Origin of the sequence: Orientia tsutsugamushi (assembly GCF_900327275.1) — a bacterium.
GTDB classification, from domain to species: Bacteria; Pseudomonadota; Alphaproteobacteria; order Rickettsiales; family Rickettsiaceae; genus Orientia; species Orientia tsutsugamushi.
In genome coordinates this window covers 2,438,095-2,460,229 of the sequence record NZ_LS398548.1, presented here as the reverse complement: position 1 = coordinate 2,460,229, position 22,135 = coordinate 2,438,095, and the positions used below count along the sequence as shown (strand labels likewise).

Sequence of the window (22,135 nt, the reverse complement as noted above, 5' to 3'; positions counted from 1 at the left end):
ATTTTATTTTAGATCTGTAAATTTTTATTTTTTTAAGTCAATCAACACATCTTATAAAGATACAACTTGTAAAAAAGCACTATCATTACAGTAAATTTACAACTGAAATAATCCTTTCTAAATTAGCATTCATTGTTATCCTTATACTAATGTAAGGCCTAGGTATTATAGCTTCTATCAGTTCTGGCCATTCAATCAAGCAAATATTTTGTTGCCATGCATCTTCAATGCCAAGCTCATAAATCTCACTACTATCTCTTAGACGATATAAATCAAAATGATAAATTGCAAAGGTATCAGCCTGATATCTTTGTAGTACATTAAAAGTTGGACTTGATACTATAGTATTCATTCCACATATTGTACGAATAATTTCTCTGCATATAAAAGTCTTTCCAGCTCCTAAATCTCCACTGAAAGTAACTATTGATCCTGGCTTCAAATTTACAGCTAAGTGCTGAGCAAAAGCTTTAGTGGCACTTCGATTTCCTAATTTTATTTCAACCATCTTGATATATCACTTCTAAGAAGGTAGGAAAATATTTGAAGGAAATTCTTTATCAGTAATAACATATCGCCACATTTTATTTAATCCCTTAGAAATACCTATTCTAGGTGTAGATATATAATTTAATGTGCAGCCTATGTCCTTAATGTATAATTCTTTTGATAAAGTAATATCGATAGCATTATGAGTTAAATTAATACCTAAAAATTTGCAAACTTTACCTGGCCCATTAAGATGGGTATATGGAGGATGAATTAATTTTATTCCTCTAATTAAAGTGGCAGCTGGAAAATTTAAAGCTTCAGTAACAATATTTAGACAATAGTACATACCATATATAAAATATACATAACTAAATCCAGCCTGTCCAAACATAATTTTAGTTCTTTTTGTCATGCCTTTAGCAGCATGACAAGCAGGATCATCTTGTCCAATATAGCTTTCTGTTTCAGTAATAATACCACAGAAATTCTTATAACATAACAGCTTACCAATTAAATTGGTACTAACTATATTTGTATCCTGCAAAAAAAATTCTCTACCTAAAACCATTTGGTCTTTTCTATTTCAAGAAAACAAAATTTATTTATCCTGCTGCAGCTTCATCATTTTTTTCAGAAGCAATCTTTATTTTTGATTGAGTATTTTTCTTTTTTACCTTAGTCTTTTGTTCACTAAATACTAATAATTTAACATCTTCACCGTTTAAAGTTTCTTTATCCAGTAAACTATTAGCAATAAGTTCTAATTTATCTGAATGTGATGTTATTATTTCTCGAGCTAATGTATATCCTGCATTGATTAGCCTTGTTACCTCATCCTCAATCATTTGAGCATTCTTTTCTGACATGAAAGCCAACTTACCTCTTTGATTTGGATATGATGATGACTCATAGTATGAAGTATACTCTTGTAACCCAACTTTATCGCTTAAACCAGCTTCAAGTACCATAAACCTGGCAATTTTAGTACACTGCTTAATATCCTCAGCAGCCCCAGTAGTTACTTTATCTTTTCCAAAAATCACTTCTTCAGCTATACGCCCTCCTAAAGCTACTGCAATATTAGACTCTAGTTGTTCTTTAGTATAATTTAATCTATCATGTTCTGGCAACCTCATTACCATACCTAGAGAAGATCCTCTAGGCACAATTGTTACTTTATGAATTGGATCTGAAGCCTTAACATATAACGCAACAATAGCGTGACCTGCTTCATGATAAGCAGTACAACGTTTCTGCTCATCAGTAAGAGCCATAGAGCGGCGTTCACTTCCCATCATAATTTTATCTTTTGCCTGCTCTAAATCTTCATTGCTAATTTCTTTTTTATTATTTTTAGCAGCAATTAATGCAGATTCATTAACTATATTGGCTAATGCAGCACCAGATAATCCAAATGTTCCACAAGCAATAGCTTTAATATTAATATCTGCAGCATGCTTTACTTTTTGTAAATGAACATTTAGAATTTTTTCTCTACCTTTTACATCAGGGTTAATTAAAACAATCTTTCTATCAAATCGTCCAGGACGTAATAAAGCTTGATCTAAAACATCTGCACGGTTAGTAGCAGCAACTACTATCACACCTTCGTTAGATTCAAACCCATCCATTTCAACTAATATCTGATTAAGTGTTTGTTCGCGTTCATCATTTCCACCACCTAATCCTATACCTCTATGTCTACCAACTGCATCAATTTCATCAATGAAAACAATACAAGGAGCATTTTTTTTAGCTTGTTCAAACATATCTCGAACTCGACTAGCCCCTACCCCTACAAACATCTCAACAAAATTTGAACCTGAAATGTGAAAAAATGGAACATTAGCTTCTCCAGCAATTGCTTTTGCTAATAAAGTTTTACCAGTACCAGGAGGACCGATTAGTAGGCACCCTTTAGGAATTTTTCCACCCAATTTTTGAAACTTTCCTGGATCTCTAAGAAAGTCTACAATCTCCATTAACTCGTCTTTAGCTTCTTCTATACCAGCAACATCTTTAAAGGAAACTCTTACACTATTCTCAGCCATTAATTTAGCCTTAGATCTGCCAAAATATAGCGCCTTACTAGATCCACTTTGCATTTGTCTCATAACAAATATCCATACTCCAATAAACAACAACATTGGAAACCAGGAAATAATAGTACTTATAAATGCTCCCATTCTAGTACTTGTAGGTAGTACCTCAATATGTACTCCATTATCATTTAGACGATTAACTAAATTATCATAATTGCCAAAATAAGTTGAAAAACTACTACCATCAGTAAGTTCCCCTTCTAAACTATGGCCTTGAATTTTTACTCTACTAACCTGCTTAGCATCCACTCTAGCTAAAAAATCAGATAAATGTAGTTGCTGTTGACTAGTAATAAAACTCTCTCCTTGCAGCAAATTAAATGCTACAACAAGTACAATAAATACTGTTGCCCAAAATAATACATTCCTGTTTTGATTATTCATATTAACCCTAAATTTTTTAACAATAATGAAACCAACGTGATATTAACTTCGGTTCAAAAACAAAACTTACACTTTCTTGAATTGTTTTATCACTATAGTATTTTATATGTGGAATCGCTACGACTTTTTCAAGATGTTTAATCACAGGAAAAGTAAATAATATTTTCCTACTGTAGTTAAAGTAAGCATTTCTCTGATTACTTTCAACATATGATTTAATTAAGTGATAGTCGCTTTTTTTTAAATAATCAATAGTTAAATTCATATGATTATTTTTTCTATTATCAACTACTTTAAATCTATAGTCCCAAACTACTGAATTACTTACAACCTGTGATCTAGGATAGCAACGCCCAAACTCTCTATATATTATAATATATTCTATAGAATATTCAACAATGCAGCCATGTAAAGTTTTATAAGTATTATACTCTTGTATATCATGCAAAATAATATGTTGTAAAGAAGAAAATCTTTGAGGTTTAGTATTAGCACCAACAATCATCAGTAAGTATGATAATATAGCATATCGAGCCTCAGGTGAAGCTTTCTTAAAAAGCTTTCTATCGATCACAGCAAAACCAGCTGAATAAATTTTAACTGCATGGACTACATAGTGAATTATTTCATTATTTACGCTTTCTAAAGCTTGTGTTAAATGCATTTGGCTAAGCATTATTCTTTTTTTTAGTAATTCTACTGTAAAATTATGCTGAAAAGAAATAAGCATAGATTTTAATAAATCACGAACTTGAGTACGAAGATACTTATTTGAACTATTAGATGGATCACTTATCCATTTAATATTCTGCTGTTCTAAATATTTTTTTAAATCCTGTTTAGTAATATTAAATAGTGGACGAATAATTCTAACATTATTAGCAAAGAAAAGATTATGAGAACTCAATCCAGCTAATCCTGCTCCACGAAGTAATCTGATGAAAAAATTTTCAACTATATCATCTGCATGATGTCCTGTAATCAAATGTAAAATGTCATGCTCTTGACAATAGTTAGTTAACAACTGATATCTTGCTTTACGAGCTTGAGCTTGAATATTACCTGTAATTCCTTTATGTATCCAGTGTAGAGTAACATGCTGAAGTTTTATATTCTGACATATACTACTAACATAATCTGCTTCGCTAGTTGATTCAGAACGCAAGTGATGATCTATTGTTAAAACAGTTATTTCTCCTTTAACCTTCTCGTTCCAGTGTTTCACTAGTAACATTAAAGCCAGTGAGTCACTTCCTCCAGAGACAGCTATAGCGAGCTTTGGATTTTCCTCAAAAGATCCAAAATACTCCATATTATGACAAAAATCTACCTCAATATTCATTGATTACGTCGTTTTTATAATTTTTAATTCAATTAACGATTTTAATCATCAAATTCCACTTAAAGTTAACTTACTAAAATTAACTCATTCATAAAATTAAAAATTAATAGCTAATTATAAAATAGTACTTCTTCAAGTGAGTAGTATGCAATTACATTATCATCTCCACAGAACATTCCATGTTTATGCTTATTGCTATAACTTACTGCTTTGGTTTATTTAAACCTAAAGCTTTACTAAGCCATAGGGTTTAATAGCTTTAAACCATTCTGTTTGCATATTATCAATAGTTTCAAACTTGAATAATCCATATCTCATTTTGACTAAGCATTATACAATAACGCTTAAACCTTCACCAAAAAACATACATATAATCATTAATGATATAACAATTACTGTTGAAGATATACTTACTAAGGTTAGCTCAAAATTTATACTTGAATTCTGAAACCTGACTGTAGCAGGTAAAAAGTACATTACTTTAACAATATTAAGATAACAATATGATCCAATCACAACTGCTGCTATTACCATAATTATTAATTCATACATACTAGATTTTAAAATACTAGTAAAGATAATATACTTACTAATAAACCCTGCAAAAGGTGGAATTCCTACTAATGAGAACATCTGTATTGCTATTAATATTGACGATAATTTTTTTACATTAGATAATCCACTAAGATGACTAATTTTTAAATAATTAGCACGATTAGTAAAATTGTTTATTATTATCGCAATAAATCCTAACATACTAGCAGCATAAATAATAATATAAAAATATGATATTTCAGCTCTAATAACATTAGAGCTGTTAGCAACTAAAGCAAGTACAGCATATCCTAAATTTAATATTGCACTATAGGCAATAAACCTTTGAATTGATTGTTGTAATAATGCGCCAAATGCACCAACAATTAATGATAGGCAGGCAAGTACCATTATTATCATTTTTATATAAAAGAATGCATCACTAGCAAACTTTAATTCAGATAATAAATTTCCAAGCAATGCTAATACACTAATTTTAGGCAAGCTAGAAAATAACGCAACTACTACTAAAGGTGCTCCATCATAAATATCAGGTGTCCACATATGAAACGGCGCAATAGACAATTTAAATAAGACTCCAACAAGTATCATTAGTATAGCAACTAGCGCGACCATATCAGAGCTTGGATTTTGCAATGCATGCAAAGCAATATCATACCTTATGCTTTGAGTAGTACCATATACTAAAGATATACCAAACAACATAATAGCTGAGAAAACTGTCCCTAATATAAAATATTTTAAACCAGCTTCAGATGATCTAGAATTATTATAATTAAAAGTCGTTAAAATATATCCTATTATTCCTTGCATCTCAATACCAAGGTACATAACCATAAAATCATTAGCTGAAACCAATATTAATCCTCCTAAAGCTCCAAGCTGCATTAGTACTATATATTCACTATGGCCTTTTAAGTTTGCAACCTTGATATATCCAGAATAAATTAAAGTAAGAAATATATAAAAAATTAAAATAATAATTTTTAAGTATATTTTAGATTGGTTAACAATAAATGTATTATTCCAGTAAATACCATTAAACCAGCTAGGATGAAATACTAAAATAGCTATTAATATAGCGGCAAAACCAATTGCCATTTTAGCTATGACATGAGTTAGCGTATTGTTACTATATGCTCCAATTAGCTGAAAAATCAAAGCTGATAAAAGAAGCGAAATTTCTGGCATAATACCATATAACATTTCCATAATAACTCTTTCAAATAAAATTAAATGTACACAGCAATTACAATTTATATAATAAATAAATTGCTTAAGTTCTTAGCTGGTATCAATAAAATGTTTAATACAAATTTAGGATATACACCTATTATAAACATAGCTACTATTAAAGGTAGCACAGCTACCTTTTCACTTAATGAAATATCATTCAACTGATAAACTCTTTGATTAGTAATTTCTCCTAACATAATACGCCGATAAAGCGAAAGCATATATACAGCCCCAAGTAACACTCCTAGAATTGCAAAACTTCCAATTAATGGAGATGCGGTAATAGCCCCTAATAACACTAAAAATTCACCAATAAATCCACTTGTACCTGGCACACCTATTGACCCAAGTACTGCTGCCATAAAAATACTAGCTAATTTAGTCATTTTAATAGCTAAACCACCATAAAACCTTATTTCTCTAGTATGAGTTCGATCATATAAAATACCAATAATCATAAATAAAGCTGGTGATATCAATCCATGACTTAACATTTGAAAAATTGCTCCCTGAATTCCATAAGTATTCAAGCTAAAAATACCAACAGTAACATACCCCATATGAGCAATTGAAGAATAAGCAATTGCTTTTTTTATATCTATTTGTTGAAAAGCTATAATAGAAAAATAAATAATAGCAGCTACACTGAATATCATGGCTATACTACTAAATTTTTGTGATGCAGCTGGCAACATAGGCAAACATATTCTTAATAATCCAAATCCACCCAATTTAAGTAATATTCCAGCTAGCATTACAGAACCTCCAGTTTGGGCTTCAACGTGAGCATCAGGCAACCAACTATGCAAAGGCAACATAGGTATTTTAATAGCAAAAGCAACAAATATACTTAACCATAATAGCATTTGTACTGATATATCAAACCTAGGCATAAGATCATATAACTCTGCAATCTCAAGTGTACCAGTGTATGTGTGTATATATATAATAGCTACCAAGAAAAATACTGATCCAACAAAACTATACAAAAAAAACTTTAATGCAGCATAGATTCTATTGCTGCTTCCCCAAATTCCTATTAGTAAAAATATTGGAAACAATGATGCTTCAAAAAACATGAAAAATAGCAATAAATTCATCGAGCTAAAAGCTCCGATAACTAATGATTCTATTAATAAAAAACATAATAAATTATCTTCCAGTTTTTTCTTAACAGTAAAAATACTAATAACAATAGATAATAGTGTAAGTAAAGCAGTTAAAGCAATAAAGAAGATAGATATACCATCAACACCTACATGATAATTAAGCCCAATCAATTTAAATATTGAATATAATTCAACAAACTGATACGTATGTGCAGTATTATCAAATTGTACTAATAAATATATGGTACAAAGTAATGTTAATACTGAACTTAATAGTGCAATGAATTTAACATACACTAATTTATTAAAATAATTGCTTAATCTCATAAGCAATAAAATTATCAATGCACTTAATGGCAAAGAAATACAAACTGATAATATAGGAATATTTTGAGTTGCTATTATTGGCATTTAGTTACTAGTTATAAAGTAATTAATAACAATTAAAGTAAAAAATGCAGTCATGCTAACTAGTGCTATTAGTATATAGTAAGATACATACCCTGATTGCATTTTTTTTATACCTGAAAACCCATTTTGCACTAAAAATATCACGCTATCATCTAAGAATTTATTTATGCATTTAATATCAAATATACTTAAGTAGTACGAAACAATATTAAAGGGTTTCACTAGTAAAGTATTATATATTTCATCAAAATAAAACTTGTTCCTAGCTGGAGAACTAATACTATTGATTATGCTAATATTTACGTTACTTTTACAATAATAAATTAACCCACCAATTATTAAGCCAAATACTCCTGCTAAAATTGGAAGTATTTTTATCATCAAGCAATTAATATGTGAATTTTCTAAAATTCCATTATTAACTAATGAATTAGCAAAATATTCAACTTTTCCAATAGTTAAGATATTATAACAATACCATCCAGAAATAGCACTACCAATTGCTAAGATTAATAACGGCAGATTCATAATTATCGAAACTTCCTTAATCGAATGTTTAGTTGATGAAAAAGAAGGTCGATGAAAAATTCCTATAATTAATTTAATTGAATACATCGCTGTGAAAAATACTGCAATAATCCCCAGATAATAAACAAATTTATTGTCTGTAAGATAAACAGATTCTAGTATCATATCCTTTGAATAGAATCCTGAAAAAGGAAATATTCCAACAATTGCTAATGTTCCTAACCAAAATAACCCATAAGTATAAGACATAACTCTCCACAATTGCTGCGGCATTTTATTTAAATCTTGCTGATGAGTCATATGTATAACATTGCCTGCAGCTAAAAATAACATTGCTTTAAAAAAAGCATGCGTTAGTAAATGAAACATTGCTCCATTATAACTAGATGATCCACATGCCATTACCATATAACCTAATTGACTACAGGTAGAATATGCAATGATTTTTTTTATATCATTTTGACAAACTGCAATTATTGAAGTTAATATACAAGTAAACCCACCAGTAATAGCAATAAGATTTAATATTGCTGTAGAATATTCAAACATAAATGAACATCTAGCCAATAAGAATATGCCAGCTGTTACCATAGTAGCAGCATGAATTAGTGCTGATGCAGGAGTAGGCCCTTCCATAGCATCTGGTAACCATATATGCAAACCAATTTGAGCAGATTTGCCCATACATCCAATAAATAGCAAACAACAAATTAAGTCTAAAACACTGATTTTAATATCAAAAATTGAGACTATTGTTTTTGATAATTGTTCAGCATGACTAAATACCGGCTTAAATTCTACAGAGTTACAATTATAAATAATAGCAATAATTGCTAAAAGAAACGCACAGTCAGCAAATCTATTAACAATAAATGCTTTATATGCTGCAATTGTTGCGGCATGTTTTTTATACCAAAATCCTATTAATAAGTAAGAACTTACCCCTACTCCTTCCCATCCAAAAAATAGCTGTAAAAAATTATCTGATGAGACTAACATCAACATGAAAAAAGTAAAAAAAGATAAATATGACATGAATTTAGGTAATTCTTTATCGTCATGTAAATAACCTATAGAATAAATATGAACTATCGTAGAAATTAAGGATACTATGACTAACATTAGTGCTGTTAATTTATCAATGTAAATAGCCCAATGTGATTTAAAATTTAACAGCTCAATCCACTCAAATAATATTATATGTTCAACACTATTATGCTTACTAATATTCCAAAAAACTAAAATTGCAGCAAAGCTAGTACTAGCAATTAACATAACAGTTATATAAGATATTATTTTTGTTGCAAAACTATTATTTAATCTACTAATTACACCTGAAATTAAAGGTAAACACGGTAATAATGTAATTAAAAATAACATATCTTATCCCTTCAATTTGTTTAAATCCTTAACTGAAATTGAAGAACAATTACGAAAATGTACCACAATTATTGCTAATCCAATAGCAGATTCAGCTGCTGCTACCGAAAATATCATTATACTAAAAATTTGCCCTATAATATTATTATAATAACTTGCAAACACTATGAAATTAACATTAACTGCTAATAGCATTAACTCTATTGACATGAGGGTCAAAATTACACTACACCAATTCCGCATAACTCCAATCAATCCAATTCCAAATAGTATCGTTGTAAATATCAAATAATGTATTAGACCTATTTCTTTAATTAGAATCGACATCCTCTATCCCCTTGTTAACTTCAACTTTAACAACTTGAATGCTGCTATTTCTATTGCGATTAATTTGAGAGTAATGATCTTGCCTTTTAACTCCAGATCTTTTACGTACTGTTAATACAACGCAACCAATCATTGCGATCAACAATATTATTCCAGATAACTGAAACGGTAGCGCATATTCAGTATATAGTACTCTACCAATAGCTTTAATATCTAAGTTATTTTCCTCATAATGTATGGGACAGTAATTGCTAAAACACATAACAATAATTATGCTTAAATCAATGATAAAAATGAAAGCAATAATTACATAAATTGGAATATTTAAAATAGTACGCGTTTTCACTAAAACTAGATTGTCAGACTTTATATTCAACATCATTACTACAAAAAGAAATAAAATTGCAACAGCCCCGGCATAAACTATTACTAATAAGAAAGCTAAAAATTCTGCTCCAAGTAATATTAGTAATCCAGATGTATTACAGAACACAAATATTAACCACAATACTGCATACACTGGATTTTTGCTTGTTATAACGCCAATACTCCCAAGTAATGCTAAAACAGAAAATAAATAAAAAAATAACATTAACTACCTGTAAATACTATCCACTTTTAAATTTTTAGCTATTACATGTTCCCACATATCACCATTTCTTAACAGTTTCTCCTTGTTATACAATAATTCCTGATGAGTTTCTGTAGCAAATTCCAAATTCGGCCCTTCAACAATAGCATCTACTGGGCATGCTTCTTGACACAGTCCGCAATATATACACTTAGTCATATCAATATCATATTTAGTAGTGCGCCTACTACCATTCGGCTGCTCTTTTGCTTCAATAGTAATAGCTTGAGCTGGACAAATAGCTTCGCATAATTTACATGCTATACATCTCTCTTCACCATCTGGATAGCGTCTTAAAGCATGCTCTCCTTTAAATCTTGGGCTCAATTTGCTAACTTCATTAGGATAACGAATCGTAACTTTAGATTTAAAAAAATATTTCAAAGTTAAAAACATTCCAACAATAATTTCATACAAAAGAAAAGATTTAGTAAAATTAGTTATCTTCATTTTCGATTCTCTACATTAAATCCAATTATTTGTCTAGCGCAGTTTCTAGTGCTATGGTAAGTTATTACTATATACTAAAATAGCTGATACTACTATTATCCAAGCTAATACAATCGGCAAAAATACTTTCAATCCCAAATACATTAATTGATCATATCTATATCGTGGCAATGTTGCTCGTATCCATAAAAAACAGAATAATACCATAGATACTTTTAATATAAACCATATATAACCTGGAATGAAAGTTAATATCTCTAAATTAAATGGAGGCAAGTATCCTCCTAAAAACATGATGGTCATTAAGCTACTACCCAAGATCATGTTAGCATATTCTCCAAGAAAAAACATAGCAAAAGCCATAGAAGAATACTCAACATTATATCCTGCAACTAGCTCAGATTCAGCCTCTGGAAGATCAAATGGCAGCCTATTAGTTTTAGCTAATATTGATATAAAATAAATAACTGCTAATGGTAGCATCATTATTGTTAACCATATAGGCCTAGTTTTTTGCGCTTCAACAATTTGAATCAAATCCATTTCTCCAGTCACAATAAGTACTGCAACTATACTTAGTGCCATTGCTAATTCATATGAAATCATTTGAGCTGCAGACCTTACAGCACCTAAAAAAGCATACTTAGAATTACTTGCCCAACCAGCAATTATAATTCCATAAACTCCTAATGAAGTTACTGCTAATATAAATAATATTCCTCCTATATGAATTCTAGAAAGAACGATATCATGGTCAATTGGAATTACAGACCAACCTAATAAAGATAATACAAAAGTAATAATTGGAGCTATAATAAACAATTTCCTATCAGCTTTTGCTGGTATAATAGGCTCTTTAAAAACTAATTTTACAGCATCAGCTATCGGCTGTAACAATCCAAATGGGCCAGCCAAACTAGGCCCAACCCGTAACTGCATATAAGCAATAACTTTTCTCTCAGCAAATGTTAAATATGCTGTTGCAAGTAACAAGCAAATAATTAACGCTATAACTTTTATTGAAACAACTCCACTATTATAAATTAGTGTTTTTAAATCGTAGCCATTTGCAATTATATCTGTACAGATAGTCATATAGTCATAATTATTATTTTTTATTTAATGTACAAGATTTAACTTTAACTCTAATATTATCCCTTTTGTACTTTTGTACATTCTGCCATAACTGGTGATACTCTAGTAATTACATCAGTAATATAAAAATTACGTTTCTTTAAAGCAAATACTTCTTCAGTATTCAATATAATATCACTTTTAATCTTTTTTACTCTGCTTTTTTGTATATTACCAATATTTCTTAATGATTTAGCAACTTTAGCAGCTTGACTTCTTAAATCATCTAGGTCTTTAAAGTAAAATTTAGATTTTACTTTATCAGATATATTTTTGATAATTAACCAATCGTCTTTAGCTGAACCTACCTTAGAAACTGCTTGTCTAGCATATTGCGCCCTACCCTCAAAATTAACATAAATAGCATTTTTTTCAGTATATGCTGCTCCAGGCAATACTATATCAGCACAGTTAGCCCCTACATCACCATGATGCCCTTGATAAATAACAAAAGCATTACTTAGCTTACTTGTATCAAGCTCATCAGCACCTAACAAATAAACTAATGATATTTCTCCTTGTTCGCAGCTATTTAAAATTTCAGCTACATTTTTACTATTACTATCTGCAATAAACCCCAAATCAATAGCTCCAACAGTCGAAGCATGATTATGTAAAATATTATACCCATTCCAATTTTGTTGAATGAAATTATACTTGTAAGCAATATTTTGACACAATTCAAGCACTTTAAAACCATCATCACGGGCATAAGCCAAGTCACCAATAATCATCATCGGTTTTTTAGCGTTATTAATCTCATTTATAATTTGGTGGTTACCACTTAAAATATCAACCAATAAACTAGGGTTATTTCCTAGGTCAATTACATTAAACCTATGCTCATAATTTTCTGGGCCAATATTCAATATTTTTAATTTCCTCGAACGTTGTAATCTTGTTAACCTTGCTCCAAGAACTGGAGCAGAAAAATTCATATCAACTCCAACTAGCAAACATAAATCCGAAAAATCAACTCCAGCAATTGAGGTATTAAATAAATAATTTCCTCGAGAGCTAATATCCCATTTATAATTAAATTGATTAGTGTCAAAATTACCACAGCTAAAATTTTGCATCAATAATTTTAGAGCAAACATTGATTCACAATCTGCCATAGTACCAGCAATAGCCGCCATTTTATCTCCAGGAGTTTCTCTCATCTTATCAGCTATATATTCTAAAGCCTCATTCCAGCTTGCTTCTTGCAATCTGCCATTTCTTTTTATATATGGTCTATCAAGACGCTGATATTTTAATCCATCATAAGAAAATCTACTTTTATCAGATATCCATTCTTCATTGATTTCATCACAATAAGATGGCAAAATTCGCATTACCTCTAAACCACGAGAATTTATCTTAATATTTGATCCCATAGCATCAAATACATCAACTGATTCAGTGCATGTTAATTCCCATGCTCTTGCTGTATAAGCATAAGGCTTAGAATTCAATGCTCCAACTGGGCAAAGATCAATTACATTACCAGACAATTCAGATTTCATACTTCTCTCTAAGTAAGTCTGCACTTCCATATTTTCTCCTCTGCCAATTGCTCCTATTTCTGGTATCCCTGCTATATCTTGAGCAAATCTAATACATCTAGTACAGTGAATACAACGCGTCATATGAGTTGCAATTAATGGCCCCATATATTTATCTTTAACTATGCGCTTGTTTTCATTAAAGCGGCTAACTTTACTACCATATTTAAATGCTTGATCCTGCAAATCACATTCTCCGCCTTGGTCACAAACTGGACAATCTAGTGGATGATTAATTAATAAAAATTCCATAACACTTTTTCGAGCTTTTTCAACTCTTGGAGAATTTGTATGAATTACCATACCATCTGATATAGACATTGCGCATGAAGCTACTAGCTTAGGAGAATTTTCAATTTCAACTAAGCACATTCTACAGTTGCCAGCTATAGCCAACCGTTCGTGATAGCAAAATCTTGGCACTTCGATATTCAATAACTCACAAGCTTGAATAATTGTTATTTCGTCTTTAATTTTAACTTTTTTATTATTAATTATCAGGTTAACCATTAAAATAAATATATGTTATAAAATAACCACTTATCGATTATAGAACTTAAGCTTTCAGCAGTAAACTAATTTCTTGGAATTCGCGAATTAATTCGCGCTTGAGTTGAATTAATTCTGTAAATGATCATAATGCATTCTAAACAAATATCAATTACCATCTTCTAACTATTCTAACTCAATTATTAGCAAGATAATAAACTTTTAAATTAATTATCCTGCTTGCATAATATAGAGTTATATGATTATTTTTATAGATATTTAATAATAAATATTAGCGTTATGAATCATGAAGAACTAATTAATTCATTAACAAAAAAAATGAACGGCGCACTACAAGTACTTGATGCAGATCTTAAAGGATTAAGAGTTGGACAAGCATCTGCATATTTTTTAGATCCAGTACAAGTTGAAGCATATAATAGCAGAGTTCCAATATTACAAGTTGCAACAATTTCAGTATCAGATACAAAAACTATCCTTGTTCAAGTATGGGACAAAAGTCTTGTTAAAGCTGTTAAAAAAGCAATTATGGAAGCAAATTTAGGAGTTTCTATTATTTCAGATGACAATCAAATAATCAGATTACAGCTTCCTATTCCAAGTGAAGAACGTAGAAAAGAATTAGTTAAAATAGCGCATAAATATCAAGAAAAAAGCAAAATCATTGTTCGAAATATTAGACGTGATGGCATAGAGCTCATTAAGCAAATGGAACAAAACACCGAATGCTCAAAAGATGAAGCACACATATACAGCAAAGAAATACAGGAATTAACAGATAAATATTGTGATAAAATTGATAAAATAATTAAACTTAAAGAACAAGATATTATTAATTTATAAATATTTCAAAATTATTGTATTTAAAAAAAAAAATTAAAAAAGCTCTCACTTGCTAGCTTACATCACTTAGTATAACGCTAATATTTTAGATAGCTCAATCTTTATATAGTAAAGTAAAGTTTTGCTATATGTATTTTATCAAAGTATTAAATTTTAATGAAGGTGATGCTTACCTTCATTAAAATTTAATTTTAATACCAAGAATACCGCATATTCCACTAAAAGGTTTGACTTGATCATCATAACTTGCTATCTGCGTCTTTTTAGGATCATTATCTAATAATACCTTGCTCCCCTTAGCTATAAAATAACTAAGATCAAAGTATGCTGACAATCCTTCAGCTAATTGATAATCGCTACCAAAAGTTATAACATGCCTACTATTACGATCTCCATAAGTGTCATAAGACCATTCAAGACTAACACCTATCGGAACTTCTACATAAGCAATGCCTATACTCCAAGAATCACTCTTAGGTTTTGTTACAATCTCATCACTGAAAAAACTATCTCCCCATGTACTATAAGATACTCCACAATGAATATTCTCTTTGCTTAAGCTAACTCCAAGACTATAAGCTAGTATATCTTTAACATTAATAACATCATCAATTTTATGTTCACTCTTACATTCTGGATTATTGTATACCTTCATTGGAATAGCATTACCATATTCTATAACTGCACCTAGCTTAATACTAGAACCGCTTTGAAAGTTATGTTTATAATTTATTCCACCTACCCAAGCATCAGTTGCTACCAATCTATATTGAACATATCTATTGGTACACCCTGGTAACTTTATAACTATAGCTTTAGTAGTAGTATCATCTCCAACATTGCCAGTACTATTACTAGTATCAGGAATATATGAAACGCCCAATGTTAATCCATAATATTCAGGAGTATAATATGATATCTTCCTTACAGACTCAGTTCCTGAATACCCAACAGCATTAGTTGAGAACGATTCTACAGGTAAACTACTGCTAGCTGCAAATACATAATTTTCTGGAAATTTTACATATCTAGACCATGTTCCCATCGCTCCACAGGTCTTAGGGCTAATTTGCATCACTTTAGCTATGCTATGCTGAGATCCAAACTCCATTAACCCAATTTTAGATTTTATAAAAAGCCTGGACCCATTTAAAGATGCAGCTCCTTTAGCTTTTGTAGTAGTATGCAATACTACTTTACCACCGTAACTTATATTCTCTAACTCATCTTGTACACTAAGACTTACATTCCCTTCTGAATATAATCCTACATTTTTTCTATAAGCAGAAACATTATCACTACGCGGCTTAAAATGGTAATAAGGAACTCCAGCTTCAAAACTAAATGCCCCACTAAACTTGTGAGTAATCTCTGCAAAAGCATGGCTAACAAAAAACACACTACTCAAGTACAATACATTAACTAATTTTATACTATTTACTTTAATAAACTTTCTCATAACTACCCCTTAAAAATTTCAAAGTAATATAAGCAATATTATCAAGCACTAACATAAAAATGCTTGTATGCCACCTTAGAAAGAAGCATAACTTAATATATCTATAATTATTTACATGCTCCATCAACTTAACCTTCACACATTGAATACCAATTATTATACATATTTAACAAAAAACTATCAATAATAATAATTTTAATAACATTCATAATACTCAGAAAACATGTAAATAATACATAAACTTCAGCAAAATTGTTATAAATATAGCAAAAAGGATATGGTGCAATTAAACTGCTTAAAATTGATAAATCTCAAGGTATCCTATGTTATTGCAATTTTGATCCTAAATTTATTTTTTTGATTTATTAAAGTGATCTTTCAATACATTTGCGGCAGTTTTTTTATAATACCAATATCATCTAAAGTTTACAACCTTGTCTAATCATCTAAGCACAAGACAAGAATAGTGATTAAATTTATCACTTAACACTACTAAGCAAACTTATGTCTTGTGTATAATTTTTAATTTAAGTATACTGTTCCCTCAAATGTAATTTAAGTTTATTGAGTTTAAACATTTAAACAAGGTTAATTTTAATTTATGTCTATAATGTCAGACAACTGGATCAAAAAAATGGCTGAATCAGAAAATATGATCTCTCCATTTGTTGAAAAGCAAGTTAGAGCACACAATAACCAGCAAATTCTTTCGTATGGACTATCATCGTACGGTTATGACGCTCGTGTTAGCAACGAGTTTAAAATTTTCACTAACACAAAACCATCAATTATTGATCCTAAAAAATTCGATCAAGATTGCCTAATTACAAAGATAAGCGATATATGCATCATCCCTCCAAATAGCTTTGCTTTAGGTACAACTATAGAGTATTTTAAAATGCCAAGAGATGTAATAGCAATTTGCATAGGAAAGTCAACATATGCACGCTGTGGCATTATTATCAATGTTACTCCTCTTGAACCAGAATGTGAAGGTCATATCACATTAGAATTCTCCAATACTACTCCACTGCCAGCTAAAATTTATGCCGGTGAAGGAGCATGCCAATTTTTATTTTTAAAAGGAGATCAACCTTGTAATATTTCATATCTTGACAGATATGGGCGATATACAAAGCAAATTGGAGTAACGCTTCCAACAGTATAAGTTAAATTAAGTTAATTAATCTATTAAAAAAGATAACTAATATGGTAGCAACATCAGAACCTAAAATAGCTGTAAAAGCACAATATGTTAAGGACTTATCATTTGAAAATCCTGATCCAATAAACTCATTATTTAAAATAACTGAAAAACCTAAAATTGACACTAAGTTAGATATAAATATTACTAAATTATCAGAAGACAATCATTTTGAAGTAGAATTAAGTACTAACGTTAGTGCTACATGTAATGATAAAAAAATATTTCATATCGAAGTTGTATATGCTGGAATATTTCAGATAACTAATATAGCAGAGGAAGATAAAAAGTTTATATTATCAGTACGCTGCCCAGAAATAATTTTCCCTTATGTACGACAAATTATTTCTGAATCAACTCAGAAAGGCGGATTTTTACCTTTAATGATTGATTATATAGACTTTGCTGAGATTATATCAAACACACAAACTACTAACAATCAGCAGGAATTAATCAAACCAGAGTTTGATGTAAGTAATAAGCAATAATTTACAGACATTTTATGCTTATTTTATAGCATCCAAAATATTTATTTTTGCATAGTTTTCATTGTTTTTTAAGTTTTTTAACTGCTATAATAGCAGAGCTTTGAATTTTATCTAACTATGATTATAATACTTACTCTATAATAGCATAACATATCTATTATATAAGCTCTCTAGTTAATTAAATAAAAAATCTTCTAGTTTAATAGCTTTTTTCACATTAAATGTCTTACAAAAAAAAATATTTCCATTATCCCCTTCACATAAGAACTGTACGTGGTACTTTGGTATCATAAGGCTCAACTCTTTAAGTCCAATTTTCTGTTGAACAAGTTTATACTTAAACCTTGTCTATAGGCAAAATTGGTTTTATACAGCAGATAGTATCAGTATAAAAATGTATATAGGTTTTACATAAGAGTTATTTTATAATTATTTTCAATCTTTTGGATAAAATTTTTTTTCTAAACCACCTACTATAGCTATATTTCAGGAGATGAAAAATGTGACCTATAGTATCCAATAATTATAGCTAATAGTGGTAATATTATTTGTAATAACATTGCCTAATAATAAAGCTGCAAAGACATATCAAATACAAAGAAGAAAAAATGTTAATTTTTATTAACTTCTACACTTTATATAACCTACTATTAACTTATGTTAACTTTTATTAGTATTTATAATTAATCTTCAACTTTAACTATAAATATATTTGGAATATTTGTCAATATAACAAAAAAATTAATGCGAAAGGTAGAAAATAGGTAGAAAAAAAAATCAGGAAATTGGGGGCAATTTTCAATCTAAAGGTTAAGATGATGGATGAAAAATATATACCAACCTAAGGTTGATAAAGCAGTTTGGAAGTCAGGTATGTTATAAATAAATTAGTATAAAAATTTTATTCAAATAAAGAGAATAATATAGATAACTTGTTTAGGTAATTGTAATATGAATTAATATGCAATTAATCTATGGTATAATTATGGAATCAATAACATTAACATTAAAGTTAACAGATAAGTTAATAAGAAAAATAAAAATTCCTACTGAAAGAACATCAACCATCAAGGATAAAATTGAACCAGGACTTCAACTAAGAATATCACTTACAGGAAGAAAAACATGGTCTTTTGAAAAAAAATTTAGAAAAGAAGGGATAAAAGAGCTGTGTTATAAGTATATTGAAGAGTATGCCAAAATATATACTATATACTGGCAGAAAGATACTGCAAGAATACATAATTATGCGAAACCGTTATTTTTAAAAAAGATAAGTGATATTAAAAGTAATGATATTGAACAAATATTCAATGATATCAGCAAAGATGGAAAATATGCGACAGCAAATCAATTTCTAATAACCTTAAGCAGTATATTTAATAAGGCAATAAAATTGGAATTAATAGACAGAAATCCTACACTAAAAATAGATAAACATAAAATGCAAGCAAGAGAAAGACGTCTAAGTTACGATGAAATGAGTAAATTTTTACACGTATTATGTAGAGAAGCAACTCCATTGATAAGAGATTTTGCATTACTAGCGTTATATACTGGAGCTAGAAAAAGTAATGTGTTGGAGATGGAATGGGACAATATAGATTTTAAAAGAAAAATATGGCATATACCAAAAAACTAAGAACGGAAAGGCGCAAAATATATCATTAACAGATGAGATAATAGAAATATTGCAAGCAAGGAAATTAACATCTAAAAGTAAATGGGTGCTATCAACTGATAAAAGCAAAAGCGGGCACTTGGAATATCCTTATAGAGGATGGTATAAGATTTGTAAAAAGGCAGGCATAAAAAATTTAAGGATACACGATCTAAGAAGGACATTTGCAAGTTGTATGGCAGATGAAGGCGCAGGTCAGTATATAATTAGTGCAGCATTGAATCATAGTGACATAAAATCAACGAGTATTTATACCAAAGTTGTTTAGAGCCAGTAAGGCAATATATGTCTAAGGTAACACAAATGATAAGCGACTGTTCAAGAATTGATATTTGAAATAAATACTGAAATAACATGAAACTTAGCATGAGAAGAAATGCATATATGAAAACTAATTATCACAGGTAAAATCTGCGTTTGAAGATATTTAGTTAATTTAAACATTATAGTAGCAGAATGAGAAATCTCATGCTAAAATTGCAGCTGAAGGTTATTATGCAAAATCAAAAATTATGTTGGGCATTATCGAGGCCATTGAAGTATATGGGTTTGAGCATTGATGAATGGGGAGTAGTGCTAGCTGGAGTAGCTCCAGGAATTGTACTACTAAACAGTAGGTATGCTAAATTAGGCCTAGCATTTATGGTTGGAGGAATTGCTCTATGTTATTGCTTTAAGAAATTTAAGAAGGTATCGGAGAATTTTTTGCTAAAAAGTTTTTTAGTAGCTAAAGGTTTATTGCCAGCTCCATTAGGATATTCAAGACTTCTGGGCAAAAAAGTTGGCAAATAATGAATCATCTCTTTAAGCAAAATGCTATACAAGAGCTTGTTAAATATAATAAATGCTTACTTTCAGTAACTATATTGCTAGCTGCAGCTAATATAATTGCGATAATGGCTGTAATTACCAAAGAAGAAAAGTGGTTATTAATTCCAGCAATGGAGCCTGATCGTAAAATGACGTTTTCATCAAAAAATTACCATGAAACCTATTTAAAGGAATTGGCAATTTATGTGATGAAACTCTTATTTACTACTTCTCCAAATGAGGTAGAAAGACAAATAGCAGACATGAAAGTGGTATTCAGTAATACTGAATCTTTAAAAATTTTTTTCAGAATCATTTGCAATTTGTTAAAGGCTCAAATGTGTCTTCACTCTTTTTTTCTAAAGAAGGTTGAAGTGATAAATGAATGGAGTATTAATTAGTGGAACGCTTCGTTATTGGTTTAGCGATAGTAAACATATAGCTGTCGATAAGACTTACCTTTTGACTTACAAGCGAACTCCTAATTACCTTTTGTTATTGACTGGTGTTAAAGAGAATGGAATAAAAAAATGAGTATTAGAGTTTTGAGATTTATGATAGGGCTTATTGCTTTAGTCAACGTTAATAATATATATGCGGTAGAATATGAGTTAGAAGATGATGAGCTGCTTAAGCTTGAGATTTCTGATAGTGGGCCAACAAGAATTAATCTTAAAGATGAAAAAATTAATGATATTCTTATGTACCCTCAAAACACAGTTGAAGGTATAGTTCATGAGTCTGGATGTTTGTTTATTGCTCCACGAGCAGAAGAAAACAAAGTTTATTTAATGGTAATAGGAAAATATAAAACAATTCAAGATTTAATGTCAACTTTTACTCCAAAAACTCCAAACCCTGTAATGCTTGTTAATGCTGCTACAAAAATAGAGGAAAAGGATAATTCAAAACAATAACAATTTGTTCAGTAATGACCTTAATACAAAAGAATTAACAGCAAAACTTTCTAAAAAACAAAGTAGAAATACTAAGAAAAAAATAAAACTGGCTTAAAGTGCTAGTTTTTACTTCAAAGACTTGCCCGCTCTGAATCAAGCTTATTAAAACCACTTCAAAGTAAAATTTCATTGATCATGGAATTCACTAGCACTAGGAGAATAATGCAAAATTTACTAATAAGCAATAACAATGTTCATATATCAAAAATCTCGACTAAATATGCTAAAACCTACATTTGGAATACAGTGGAATAATGTAGTTGTAGGACTGTTAATTATAATTACTGCTTGTGTTTTTTCTTTTGAGCCAGGATTAGCTGATACTCTTGAAGGGCAGCTTAATAAAATAGACGGACTTTTTAGTGGAAAACTAAAAACAATAGGTATATCAAGCGCAACTATTTTATCATCGATTTGGGCTGTAGCACGAGGGAATATAAAGCTTGCAGGAGTAATGGTAGCAATTGGTGTTATTTTAGGCTTTTACCTAGTGAATTGCCAGTGGTATGAAAATTAATTGATAAGGTAGAAACATTAACATTCAAAAAGCGGA

General features: G+C 29.9%; 20 protein-coding genes and 2 pseudogenes. 9 read left to right on the top strand and 13 right to left on the bottom strand.

The features are described 5' to 3' along the window. Positions 1–85: 85 nt before the first annotated feature. From tsaE to nuoG, 12 genes are all read right to left on the bottom strand, one after another. Positions 86–508 (bottom strand): tRNA (adenosine(37)-N6)-threonylcarbamoyltransferase complex ATPase subunit type 1 TsaE, encoded by a 423-nt coding sequence (gene tsaE / locus DK405_RS12615; protein WP_012462041.1) that lies wholly within the window; start codon positions 506–508, stop codon positions 86–88. A 15-nt stretch (positions 509–523) separates the two neighbouring features. Then, positions 524–1,060 (bottom strand): DNA-3-methyladenine glycosylase, encoded by a 537-nt coding sequence (locus DK405_RS12610; RefSeq protein ID WP_045912160.1) that lies wholly within the window; start codon positions 1,058–1,060, stop codon positions 524–526. A 34-nt stretch (positions 1,061–1,094) separates the two neighbouring features. After that, positions 1,095–2,978 (bottom strand): ATP-dependent zinc metalloprotease FtsH, encoded by a 1,884-nt coding sequence (gene ftsH, locus DK405_RS12605; RefSeq protein WP_045912159.1) that lies wholly within the window; start codon positions 2,976–2,978, stop codon positions 1,095–1,097. A 16-nt stretch (positions 2,979–2,994) separates the two neighbouring features. Continuing rightward, positions 2,995–4,320, bottom strand: a complete 1,326-nt coding sequence (tilS, locus tag DK405_RS12600) for a tRNA lysidine(34) synthetase TilS (protein WP_052691624.1) — start codon at positions 4,318–4,320, stop codon at positions 2,995–2,997. Positions 4,321–4,650: 330 nt separating this feature from the next. Next, entirely contained in the window at positions 4,651–6,087 is a 1,437-nt protein-coding gene (locus tag DK405_RS12595; RefSeq protein ID WP_045912157.1) for an NADH-quinone oxidoreductase subunit N, read from the bottom strand. Positions 6,088–6,131: 44 nt separating this feature from the next. Beyond that, positions 6,132–7,631, bottom strand: coding sequence for an NADH-quinone oxidoreductase subunit M (locus tag DK405_RS12590; protein ID WP_045912156.1), 1,500 nt, complete (start codon positions 7,629–7,631; stop codon positions 6,132–6,134). After that, complete coding sequence (gene nuoL / locus DK405_RS12585) at positions 7,632–9,539, bottom strand: NADH-quinone oxidoreductase subunit L (RefSeq protein ID WP_045912155.1); 1,908 nt, start codon at positions 9,537–9,539, stop codon at positions 7,632–7,634. A 3-nt stretch (positions 9,540–9,542) separates the two neighbouring features. Then, positions 9,543–9,866, bottom strand: a complete 324-nt coding sequence (gene nuoK / locus DK405_RS12580; RefSeq protein ID WP_011945179.1) for an NADH-quinone oxidoreductase subunit NuoK — start codon at positions 9,864–9,866, stop codon at positions 9,543–9,545. Then, entirely contained in the window at positions 9,850–10,458 is a 609-nt protein-coding gene (locus DK405_RS12575) for an NADH-quinone oxidoreductase subunit J (RefSeq protein WP_045912154.1), read from the bottom strand. Before DK405_RS12575 ends, nuoK begins: the two co-directional genes overlap by 17 nt. A 3-nt stretch (positions 10,459–10,461) precedes the next feature. Further along, on the bottom strand, positions 10,462–10,941 hold the full coding sequence (gene nuoI / locus DK405_RS12570; protein ID WP_041621568.1) for an NADH-quinone oxidoreductase subunit NuoI: 480 nt from the start codon (positions 10,939–10,941) through the stop codon (positions 10,462–10,464). Between the two features lie 57 nt (positions 10,942–10,998). After that, positions 10,999–12,042 carry an NADH-quinone oxidoreductase subunit NuoH gene (gene nuoH, locus DK405_RS12565; protein WP_012462049.1) on the bottom strand — a complete coding sequence of 348 codons (1,044 nt, stop codon included), beginning with the start codon at positions 12,040–12,042 and terminating at the stop codon, positions 10,999–11,001. A gap of 56 nt (positions 12,043–12,098) precedes the next feature. Continuing rightward, positions 12,099–14,138, bottom strand: a complete 2,040-nt coding sequence (nuoG, locus tag DK405_RS12560; protein ID WP_045912153.1) for an NADH-quinone oxidoreductase subunit NuoG — start codon at positions 14,136–14,138, stop codon at positions 12,099–12,101. Positions 14,139–14,417: 279 nt separating this feature from the next. On the opposite strand from nuoG, the gene frr reads away from it, so the two are divergent. Then, entirely contained in the window at positions 14,418–14,981 is a 564-nt protein-coding gene (frr, locus tag DK405_RS12555; RefSeq protein WP_011945174.1) for a ribosome recycling factor, read from the top strand. A 178-nt stretch (positions 14,982–15,159) separates the two neighbouring features. Here the strand turns inward: frr and DK405_RS12550 are convergent, their stop codons facing one another. Continuing rightward, a complete protein-coding gene (locus tag DK405_RS12550) occupies positions 15,160–16,440 on the bottom strand; it encodes a porin (RefSeq protein ID WP_045912152.1) in 1,281 nt (426 codons plus the stop codon). A 601-nt stretch (positions 16,441–17,041) separates the two neighbouring features. Between DK405_RS12550 and dcd the strand changes: the two genes are divergently transcribed. The 8 genes and pseudogenes from dcd (at position 17,042) to DK405_RS12515 (ending at position 22,103) form a co-directional block, all read left to right on the top strand. Continuing rightward, positions 17,042–17,608: a dCTP deaminase gene (gene dcd, locus DK405_RS12545; RefSeq protein WP_045912151.1), complete on the top strand. Its 567-nt coding sequence runs from the start codon at positions 17,042–17,044 to the stop codon at positions 17,606–17,608. Positions 17,609–17,649: 41 nt separating this feature from the next. Beyond that, positions 17,650–18,132: a protein-export chaperone SecB gene (gene secB, locus DK405_RS12540; RefSeq protein WP_045912150.1), complete on the top strand. Its 483-nt coding sequence runs from the start codon at positions 17,650–17,652 to the stop codon at positions 18,130–18,132. 985 nt (positions 18,133–19,117) lie between these two features. After that, positions 19,118–19,774: a phage integrase central domain-containing protein gene (locus DK405_RS15275; RefSeq protein ID WP_269459352.1), complete on the top strand. Its 657-nt coding sequence runs from the start codon at positions 19,118–19,120 to the stop codon at positions 19,772–19,774. Between the two features lie 49 nt (positions 19,775–19,823). Beyond that, entirely contained in the window at positions 19,824–20,081 is a 258-nt protein-coding gene (locus DK405_RS15270) for a tyrosine-type recombinase/integrase (RefSeq protein WP_269459329.1), read from the top strand. Between the two features lie 188 nt (positions 20,082–20,269). Continuing rightward, the gene (locus tag DK405_RS12530) at positions 20,270–20,605 is read left to right on the top strand and encodes a hypothetical protein (protein ID WP_064612973.1); all 336 of its coding nucleotides are present in this window, start codon (positions 20,270–20,272) and stop codon (positions 20,603–20,605) included. Continuing rightward, positions 20,605–21,157: pseudogene (locus tag DK405_RS12525) on the top strand (TraE/TraK family type IV conjugative transfer system protein). Before DK405_RS12530 ends, DK405_RS12525 begins: the two are co-directional and overlap by 1 nt. After that, entirely contained in the window at positions 21,154–21,540 is a 387-nt protein-coding gene (locus DK405_RS12520) for a hypothetical protein (protein ID WP_064613177.1), read from the top strand. Before DK405_RS12525 ends, DK405_RS12520 begins: the two are co-directional and overlap by 4 nt. Before the next feature lie 232 nt (positions 21,541–21,772). Next, positions 21,773–22,103 (top strand): annotated as a pseudogene (locus DK405_RS12515) (hypothetical protein). Positions 22,104–22,135: the final 32 nt, after the last annotated feature.